The following is a 10,219-nucleotide window of genomic DNA, read 5'->3' as shown; positions in this document are numbered from 1 at the left end:
AAATCATGCAGCAGAGAATTGGTCATTATTACGCAAACTATCGTTAAATATGCTCCGCTCAGAATCATCTAAGGGAAGTATCCCGATGAAACAAAAACGAGCATGGATGAAACCTGAGTATTTAGAAGAAGTGTTAAGGGCAGGATTTACCAGTTTGCTTGAAATTTAATCACTCATGCGGTCGCCCTGATCATTTAGTAATTTAAAACCATCAAGATCGAGTAACAGTAATGTGCTCGAAAACCGAGTATTGAGCTCGTGTTGGCGCATGTTGATGTCGAGTTGTGCGTGCAATAGTCGTCGATTGCCTATACCGGTTAGAGGATCGTGATGTGCTAAATGATGCAAATCATCATGCCTAACTTCCACTTCGGAAATAAATTCATTTAGCGACTGTGCAAGATTGTCTAATTCATCGTGACCATTAACTGGCCAACGAACGGCTGAATGGGGCGCTTGTCGATATTGGTCTGCAAGGTCCGAAAATATATGCAGTCGGTTTAATACTTTAAAATATACAATCCAATAAAGACCAATGAGTGATACCAGGGTTACACCTATTACGCCAAATAGTAATAATGTGAAGGTGAGGTCCCGTTCTGCCTGCAAGTGAGTCCCGCCTTGCACCTGTATTTTTGCAGCCAACCCAGCCAATGTTTGCGTGGCGTGCCATTGGGCCATAGCATCATTTTGATGCTCGATTGACGTGATTGATTGTGTCGTAGTTGGGCTTTCGATCAAATCAAAGGGCACAAGAGCTGATGAGCGTAAAATAGTCAAAAACGAATCGTCTAACAGACGGACAAAAAACAAATAACCGCTTGTAGGTGCATCTTTGTAATTGTTGGTAATGGCGACACCAGAAAGTAAAACACCAATATGATTATGCCAAACAATCGTACTGGTTACGGTCGATTGATTAGGCGACATCAGCGAAGGTAATACTGGTTTCAGCGCTGCCCATAAATCCTCAGGCATCGAGATTAAACTGCCAGCTTGAGCCATCACTGGTGCTGTGACTGTGTTGCCATCTATATGAGTCACAATAACACCATCAACTTGAATATTTTCAAGTGCCTCTGGAGGAAAACTGTCCTCGATGTAGGTAGGATTATTACCACGAACAAACCGGTCAGTGTCGTCCCAATGGGCATAATCAATCAGGCTTGCTTCAAAGGCCAAATTATTTTGCTCAATGACACTGTTCACGCGCACCAGTTGTTGTTCGTAAAATTTCACATCAAAATTATCAAAACGCGAATTGATTAGGTGGGTTGAAATCCAGAGAAAGCATGTACCAGCAATGATCAAAAGCACTGTCATTGAATAGAGCATCCAACGGCCAATACTGTTAGTCATTGTGTGATTTTTTGCTTTTGCCATACAGCCTCAATTGGAGTAACAATCAGCCAGCGAACCTAATAATCTAGAATAGGTTAAATTTTAAAAATTAGAAATATAATCAATAGGCAAAAGATCAGCGCTAGAGCATATTGGGTAAAACTTACCCCTTATTACTTACTAAGATTAGAGACAATAATCGCGCATTAGGTGTTTACCTTAACCCCTCCTTAACCTGCCCATCGTTATGCTAGTGCCATTATGGTGTTATACACACGTTTTAAGGCGCAAATTATGATGGTAAAACCGGCTTTACGTAACGCAATGCTCGCGCTGATGGTGTCGAGCCTTTTAGGCTGTAGCAGCGTTGATTATGCCAATTATAGTGACCAGGCGAGCCAAACTGAGGCAGATTTTAGCCAACGCTTATTGGCGCAGCTATTGGCAGAATCACAGCAAAGTGATACCGAAGCATCTTCACCCGTTGCTATCGCGACATTAACCGACCTTGTTAACGTGCCAGAATTACAGCAATTTATTACTACCGCACTAGCAAACAACCCGAGTTTGCAGCAAAGCGTTGTGGCGTTAAATATGGCCTACGCTCAGCACGGGATCACCTCTGCAAGTCGTTTACCCTCGGTTGATGCGGGCTTTAGTGGCTCAGCAACAGAAGACAGTGACGACAGCTACACCACCGACATTACCGTAAGCTGGGAATTAGATTTATGGCAGAAAATTGCTAATAGCAGTCATGCTGCCCTAAAAGACATTGCAAGCTCACAAGCCAGTTTACAAAGCGCCAAAGATTTAGTGGCTGCAAATGTGATGCGCAGTTGGTTAGACATTAGCTTACAGCAGCAATTAGTGGCCATAGAAACACAACGTTTAGCGGTACTTGAAAACAACCAAGCACTGATTATGGCGCGTTATCGTGTAGGTTTAGGCAGTTTAGAAGACCTTGATAACGCCAATACCAGCGCGGCTAGTACGCGCGCAACATTAGCGAGTTACCAAGAGCTGCTTGCCCAAAGTCAACGCGACTTAACCTTGTTAACCGGGCAATGGACCGGTGAAGAGTTAGCCGCCGATATCGCCGCGAAATTTCCAGCCGTCATCAACCCAATTAGTGTACTTGGTGAGCAAAATCTTGGCCGCCGTCCAGACATTAAAACCGCATTTTATAATATCGAAGCAGAATCATTACGTACCGATGCCGCTTATAAAGCCATGTTACCGTCTATCAGTTTATCGGCCAGTTTAACCGATGTTGCGCAGTCGCCAAGTGACGCACTGCTTACTGGGCCACTGTGGAGTGTACTTGGGCAGTTATCTGCACCGATATTTCAAGGCGGAAAGTTGAAGTCGCAAGCCGAATTAGCACGCTTAACCACTGAGCAACATTACTGGATTTACCAAGAAACCTTGCTTAACGCTGTCAACGAAGTTGAAAACAGCGTAGGCCAAGAGTATTCACTCGCTAAACAGCAACAATATTTAATCGAGGCACAAATGAGTGCTGAGCGAAGTGTTGTGAGTTACGAAGAAAAGTATCGCCAGGGTTTGGTTGATATTTTCGATTTACTCACAGTGCAGCAGCAAACCTACGATATTGAAGCGCAGCTTGCCACCACCATTTATAACCGTCTTGTTAACCGTATTGATTTAGGCCTGGCATTAGGTCTAGGGGTATCCGCATGAAACTTAACCGTATGAACGTTATTGTCACTGTATTGTCTGTGGGCAGCATTTTTGCAGCATTAGGTTATACCGCCTCTAAATTACCGCCAGCGCCTAATAAAAAACCACCTGTAACTGAAGCTCAGGTCAAACCGCAAGAGAACGTGGCTCCCGCCACCTTACTTCCTCAAGTTGGAGTGGTACTTGCCACTGGTGAGGCCTATCAAGCAGAAGTGATTGGTTTTGGTGAAGCCAAACCGCGCTTTGAATTAACCTTAAGCGCAGAAGTGAGTGGCAAAGTGATTCTGATTGATCGTCAATTTGAATCAGGCCAGGTGATCAAAAAAGGCACAGTGCTAGGCAAAATTAATGACACCAGTTACCAGCAAGCATTAACCCAAGCGCAAACCGATGTCGCGCAGGCAGAACTTGATTTATTAGAGGAGCAACGCGAAGGCGAACAAGCTAAAGCTGAGTGGCTGCGTTCAGGTTTATCTGGCGAGCCAGCGTCACCGCTGGTATTACGTACACCACAATTAGCCCAAGCAACTGCTGCATTAGACAATGCCAAACTTGCACTTAAAAAAGCCAAGCAAGACCTAGCGTACACCCAAATTACCGCGCCATTTGATGCCTTAGTGGTTAGCCGTGATGTGCAGCCAGGTAGTTATGTGCAAACCGGCACGCTGCTTGGCACCTTATACAGTGTGGCTGAAGTCGAAGTTAGCGTGCCTTTATCGGAGCAGCAATGGCAAACCTTACCGGCGTTTGACAATGCAGAATTGGCTAAAACGCCATGGGGTGTCACGGTAGAAAGTGCCGATGGTCTTAAACAATGGCGCGGCTATATAGAGCGAGTTGAACAGCATTTAACCCAAACAAGTCGCCAACGTTCATTAATTGTGGTGGTCGACAACCCATTAGAGCAGCAATCTGATCTGTACCCCGGCACTTTTGTTAAAACACGGATTAACGGCCAATCGATAGACAATTTATGGCAATTGCCTTCGTCTTCTATTTCACAGCAAGGTGATATTTGGTTTGTTGATGATAACGGTTTATTAGCTAAGTCTGCTGCCAATATTGCGTTCGAGAAAGGCGGTTTTGTTTATGTGACACCGATGACAAATAAGCAAGACATGCCAGCCAAAATGCAAATTGTTAAACGACCTTTAAGCAGTTTTAAAGTGGGCACCAAAGTGCTTGCTAAGGTAGAGGTGTAAACCATGTTTGGTACTCAATCAACTCAAACTGGCGCAATAGCCTGGTTTGCCAGAAACTCTGTGGCGGCTAACTTATTGCTTATAGGCATCATTGTTGTTGGTCTATTTTCGCTTAATAGTTTACGCAAAGAGGCGTTTCCGAGTTTAGAGCCAGACCGTGTGACTGTATCTGTTACCTACGACAGTGGCGACCCAGTATTAGCCGAAGAAGGTATCGCAATTAAAATTGAAGATGCCTTAGAAACTGTCCCCGGGATTAAACGCATCACCTCAACCTCTAATGCCAATGGCAGTAGTGTGATTATTGAGAAAACCAGCTCGTATGATTTAGATACCTTGCTGACCGACATTAAAACCAATGTGGATGCCATTTATAACTTTCCTAGCGAAGCAGAAAACCCGGTTATCGACAAAATGCGTATGCAAGATCACGCGCTATGGATTGAGATATACGGCGACGCCGACCGCGCAACATTGCAAGCATTAGCTGAGCAATTAAAGTCAGATCTATTAAGCCAAGATGCAATTCATGATCTCGAGATTAAAGCCAAAGCAGAGCCGATGATTTCAATTGAAGTCGATGAAGGTAAACTGCAAGCCTATGGGTTAACATTAGCGTCTGTTGCAAATGCCATTAACGCAGAATCAGCCACCTCAATATCGACCAGCTTGTACAACGACGATAAAACCGTGCGTTTAAAAGTGTCAGATCAGGCATATCAGCAACAAGATTTTATGGCTCTGCCCATCATTACTACCACCCAGGGGTCAATGATAACCCTTGGCGATATTGCCACTGTAAATGATGACTTTGCCGACGACACCTTTGTGTTATCTCGTTATAACAATGCTAACTCGAGCGCCATAGAAATTGTGATGGACGAAAATGGCGATATCGTTAATATTGTTGATCAAGCTAAGCAAGTGGTTGAAAAGTGGAAAAATTCAAATATCTTGCCCGACAATGTCAATATTGCCACCTGGCACGACAAGAGTACCTTAATTACTGAACGCCTAAGCTTATTGATTAAAAATGCATTAAGCGGTATTGCGTTAGTGTTTATTATTTTGGCGTTATTTTTAAACCTTCGTGTGGCATTTTGGGTTGCTGCAGGCTTGCCATTTGTGTTTTTTGGTACCTTGTTTTTTATGGGCAATAGCTTTGCTGGGTTAACCCTGAATGAAATGACCACCTTTGGCTTTATTATGGCGTTGGGTATTGTGGTAGACGACGCCGTAGTCGTGGGGGAGAGCGTTTACAGCACCAGGCAAAAATACGGTGACAACATAGACAACACCATAAAAGGCACCTTAAAAGTGGCCACACCGACCATTTTTGGTGTACTCACCACTGTGGTGGCCTTTGTGGCGCTAGCCAATGTTGAGGGGCGCCTAGGGCAAATTTATGCCCAGTTTGGTACCGTTGTCGCCATTTGTTTAATGTTGTCGCTGGTGGAATCTAAGTTTATTTTACCGTCTCATTTAGCCCATATTGATACAAAAAAACGTGCTAAAAAATCATGGTTTAGCCATATTCAACATGCTGCCGACAGCGGTTTAAAGTGGTCTAGCCGAGTGATTTATGAGCCATTAATTGAATTTGCACTGCGTTTTCGTTATGCCGTAGTCATGGTGTTTATAGCCATGTTTATTGTGGTGGCCGGTATGCCAATAACAGGTAGTGTTAGGGTGGCGTTTTTCCCAGACATTACTGGCGACACTGCGGTTGCTGATTTCTCGACGCAAAATGATGCCAGCTTTGGTCAAACCTATAAAAATTTAACCACTTTAGAGGCTGCTGCAAAACGTGTTGATGCTGAGCTGTCTGCCAAGTACAGCGACGATGATTCAGCTCGTTATCTTAAAAGTTTACATGTGCTTGCTAGCAGTAGTGACTCTGGCCAGGTACAGGTTGAGTTAGCAACAGATGCGCCCTATAACCTAAAAGAATTTACCCTAAAATGGACCGAGGCCGTTGGCCAAATGGAAGGGGTTAAAAAGTTAAAAGTATTAGCCAAAAAAGAAATGCTTGATAACTTTAAAGTAGAGATTAAAGCCAGTAATACCGAGTCTGTGTTTGCTGCAGGCCAGGCATTAAAAGCGGCTATTGAAACCATGGACGGTGTGAGTGGTATCGATAACAACCTAGACTTAGGTGAGCCACAATATCGCTTTGAATTAACCGCACAAGGGCGTGCGCTTGGGTTTGATACCGAAACCTTGTCGGCTCAAGTATTGCAGTCTTTTGGCGGCGGCGTGGTACAGCGTTTTCAACGCGGCAAAGACGAAGTAAAAGTGCGAGTGCGATACCCAGACGAAGACCGTCAAACCATAGGGGATATTAAGCTTGCTAATGTGCGTACTAGCGACGGTACCATAGTGCCGTTAAGCCATGTGGCAGATATTGTTAATGATTATCAAGCGTCAAATATCACCCGCATTGATAGTCAGCGGGCAGTGTATATTAGTGCGGTATTAGACAAAGACAAAATTGCCTCTAATGAGCTAGTGAGCCAACTTAAGCAAACGTTAGTGCCACAACTAGAAGTGCAATACCCTGGCGTGAGCTTTAATTTTGCCGGTGAAGCGGAGCAACAGGCCGAAACCACAAGCTCAATTGAGTCGATGTTTGTGCTGGCGTTAATTGCGATTTATGCCTTACTCGCGATCCCGCTTAAGTCGTATGTGCAGCCAGTGATCATTATGACCGCGATTCCATTTGGTATTGTAGGAGCTATTTTAGGCCATTGGATCAATGATTTAACCATCAGTATTTTATCGTTAAATGGTATATTGGCGCTCAGTGGAGTGGTGGTAAACGACAGTTTATTGCTAGTGTCGCGCTTTAATGAATTGATTAAAGAAGAGGGCTTGTCGGTACACGATGCCATTGTTGAGTCATGCACCGGGCGTTTACGTGCAGTATTGCTCACATCGGTGACCACATTTGCAGGTTTAGCACCACTGTTAGGCGAAACCTCATTACAAGCGCAGTTTTTAATTCCTGCAGCTGCGGCACTTGGGTATGGTATTTTGTTTGCCACTGTGATCACCTTGATTTTGACACCGTCATTGCTATTGATCCAATGTGAAGCAAAAGAGTTTATCGCCAATATCATGAATAAGTTACGCCCAAATCACGACGTGACAGCGTCGGTATAACACTAAGGAGTTTGCTCGATGACCACAGATAAGTTGCAATTATTATTGGTTGAAGATGACCTTGACCTTGCTACAGCGGTTATCGAGTATTTAGCGCTTGAAGATATCTTGTGCGATCACAGCGCCAATGGTTTGGCTGGGCTTCATTTAATACAGCAAAACCATTACGACGCGATTATTTTGGATTTAAATTTACCCAAAATGAATGGTCTGCAAGTGTGTGAATCTATTCGGGCAGAAGGCATAGATGTGCCCGTGTTAATGCTCACCGCGCGTGACACCCTAGACGACAAACTTAGCGGTTTTGCCAATGGCACCGATGATTATTTGGTTAAGCCATTTGCCATGGAAGAATTGATTGTACGCATTAAGGTGTTAGCGCGTCGTCGTAGTGGCCAAGTGCAGCGTTTAGCTGTTGCTAACTTGGTGATTGACGTGCAAAAAAAGCAGGCATTTCGAGCGCAAAGCGAACTCAAACTGTCGCCAACCGCATTAAAAATTTTAACCGTACTGATGCGCGCTAGCCCAAACCCGGTATCACGCGAAAAACTCATGCAAATGGTGTGGGGCGATGAGCAACCCGACAGCAACAGTTTAAAAGTACACATTTTTAATTTACGTAAACAAGTAGACGCAGACCATGAACACAAGCTACTTCACACCATGAGTGGCTACGGTTTTGCAATAAAGGAAAGCCAGTCATCATGAAGATTATCCCCAGTATTCGGCTGTATGTGTTGCTTGCGATGTTGGTCACTGGCATTGGCACAATATTGATTTTGTCTGCATTAAGCTTGCATTACTTTATTGCCGGTATGGACTCTTCTTTGCGGGTATCTATGTATGCTCAGGGCCAGCAACAAAATGTATCAGACGCAAAGCCTTATCAGTTTGAGTCGTTTACGGTGGCAAGTCGCTGGCAAGATCTGCCTGAAAACGTACGTCAAGTTATGCTTGAACCACCAACAGAATTAAATGTGCTGCATAAAACCATTATTGGCGGTAATCTCATTACCCCGCCAGATGCGGGTTATTTTACGATGAAAGTGGCCTATGGTACTGAAACTCGTTTTGTATCAATGGTCTTTGATCGTAATAAAGTAGGTGCATTTAAACGCAGTGGTCCACCGTATTTTTTAATGATATTTATTACCGCAGTACTAGGGATTGTTGCTTTTTCTGTGGTGCTAATTTGGGTTATGCGACGTGTTACGTTGCCAGTAGATAGGTTAAAAAACTGGGCAAAAGGGCTCAATACTCAGCAACTTGAGCAAACAACACCTGATTTTCACTACAGCGAACTCAATACTCTCGCCAGCATTATCAAAAGCAGTTTAAGCAAGGTACAAGAGAGCTTAGCGCGCGAGCAACAGTTTTTAAGTTATGCCAGTCATGAGTTACGAACGCCCATTGCGGTTGTGCGTACGAATACTGAGCTACTCCAAAAAATGATCAGCAAAGGCGCAACCACAGACAAACAAGCACAGGTGGTTAGCCGAATTGAGCGTGCGGGGATCACCATGACAGACTTAACAGAAACCCTGTTATGGTTAACTCGCCAAGAAGAAAAAAGCTTGCCGCTAAATGAGGTACATTTAGGTCAGCTTATTCGCCAACTGGTTCAAGATTTACGCTATTTAACCCACGGCAAAAATATTGAAATTAACATCGCCACCGATGAGTCTATACAGCTGTTACCTAACACCTTATGTCGCATCATTATGACCAATCTTATTCGTAATGCGTTTCAGCATACTCAAGAAGGGCTGGTGACTATTGAGCAGGCTGGTCATCAGGTGGTTATTATCAATCAATGTGACTCTTACGCGAGCAGCAATGAGGATTTAGGCTTTGGCCTAGGGCTTGAATTAACAACTCGTTTGATTAGCCAATACCATTGGCAATATCAAAACATAGAAACTAATCGAGGCCGTAAAGTGTCGATTGATTTTATTCGCTAGCGAGATTGTCACTTGAATAAAAGCCACATAGCGTGGCTTTTTTTATGATGTTTGACTGCTAATTTTATTATAATATGATGATAATAAAATTATCATTAAGTGGTAACTTAATTTGATTGTGCTAGCGGGCAATCGGCCTATAATGAGGGGTATCTTGACGCCGTACTAGGGTATGGGATCGCCGCAATGAAATACCGCACACATTTATTTTCTCTTCGTATCGGGCATGCGCTCCGAGAGTCTTTAAAAGACGCTCCCTACAATGCCAATGCATTCACTAAAGATTTATTAGCAGGATTAACCGTTGGTATTATTGCCATTCCTCTGGCCATGGCATTAGCAATTGCCATTGGCGTGGCACCGCAATACGGTTTATACACAGCCATTATTGCTGGGTTTATTATCCCACTCACAGGTGGATCGCGGTATAGCATTTCTGGGCCAACGGCCGCGTTTGTGGTCATTCTCTATCCTATTGTGCATCAATACGGTTTATCAGGGCTGTTACTTGCGAGCATTTTATCTGGCGTGATGCTGATTATCATGGCGTTGTTTCGCTTGGGTCGTTTTATTCAATACATTCCTGAGTCAGTGACGTTAGGTTTTACCGGCGGGATTGCTGTTGTTATTGCTGTGCTGCAAGTAAAAGACTTTTTTGGATTAACCATTAACGAGATGCCTGAAAGCTTTGTGGGTAAGGTAGCCACCTTAACCCAGGCAATACCGTAACACCATTCAGTTAAGAGTTTCTTCTCTTAACTGGATAGCGAGTTTTGTTAATTCGAACGGTCCTACTTTTGGGCCGTTTTCGTTTTTTGGGCAAGATAAATTGTTTAACGTTTTCCCTCATTG

General features: G+C 43.8%; 6 protein-coding genes and 2 pseudogenes. 7 read left to right on the top strand and 1 reads right to left on the bottom strand.

The genetic code is table 11. The annotated features are described in order from the left end of the window. Positions 1-169: pseudogene (locus IEW93_RS21215) on the top strand (ISAs1 family transposase); the annotation flags it as partial. On the opposite strand, the gene IEW93_RS21210 reads toward IEW93_RS21215, so the two are convergent. Then, the gene (locus IEW93_RS21210; RefSeq protein WP_188741196.1) at positions 166-1,383 is read right to left on the bottom strand and encodes a CHASE4 domain-containing protein; all 1,218 of its coding nucleotides are present in this window, start codon (positions 1,381-1,383) and stop codon (positions 166-168) included. The pseudogene IEW93_RS21215 and the gene IEW93_RS21210 overlap by 4 nt on opposite strands. Positions 1,384-1,635: 252 nt before the next feature. Between IEW93_RS21210 and IEW93_RS21205 the strand changes: the two genes are divergently transcribed. The 6 genes and pseudogenes from IEW93_RS21205 to IEW93_RS21180 form a co-directional block, all read left to right on the top strand. Continuing rightward, positions 1,636-3,042 (top strand): TolC family protein, encoded by a 1,407-nt coding sequence (locus IEW93_RS21205; RefSeq protein WP_188741195.1) that lies wholly within the window; start codon positions 1,636-1,638, stop codon positions 3,040-3,042. Further along, on the top strand, positions 3,039-4,244 hold the full coding sequence (locus tag IEW93_RS21200; RefSeq protein WP_188741194.1) for an efflux RND transporter periplasmic adaptor subunit: 1,206 nt from the start codon (positions 3,039-3,041) through the stop codon (positions 4,242-4,244). Before IEW93_RS21205 ends, IEW93_RS21200 begins: the two co-directional genes overlap by 4 nt. Positions 4,245-4,247: 3 nt before the next feature. Then, positions 4,248-7,406 carry an efflux RND transporter permease subunit gene (locus IEW93_RS21195; RefSeq protein WP_188741193.1) on the top strand — a complete coding sequence of 1,053 codons (3,159 nt, stop codon included), beginning with the start codon at positions 4,248-4,250 and terminating at the stop codon, positions 7,404-7,406. 18 nt (positions 7,407-7,424) lie between these two features. After that, entirely contained in the window at positions 7,425-8,114 is a 690-nt protein-coding gene (locus IEW93_RS21190) for a response regulator transcription factor (protein ID WP_188741192.1), read from the top strand. Next, positions 8,111-9,367, top strand: a complete 1,257-nt coding sequence (locus IEW93_RS21185; RefSeq protein WP_188741191.1) for a sensor histidine kinase — start codon at positions 8,111-8,113, stop codon at positions 9,365-9,367. Before IEW93_RS21190 ends, IEW93_RS21185 begins: the two co-directional genes overlap by 4 nt. Positions 9,368-9,553: 186 nt before the next feature. Continuing rightward, a pseudogene (locus IEW93_RS21180) lies at positions 9,554-10,093 on the top strand (SulP family inorganic anion transporter); the annotation flags it as partial. Positions 10,094-10,219: the final 126 nt, after the last annotated feature.

The organism is Shewanella inventionis (assembly GCF_014641855.1).
In the GTDB taxonomy this organism is placed as follows: domain Bacteria; phylum Pseudomonadota; class Gammaproteobacteria; order Enterobacterales; family Shewanellaceae; genus Shewanella; species Shewanella inventionis.
This window is presented reverse-complemented; position numbering and strand designations above follow the sequence as displayed.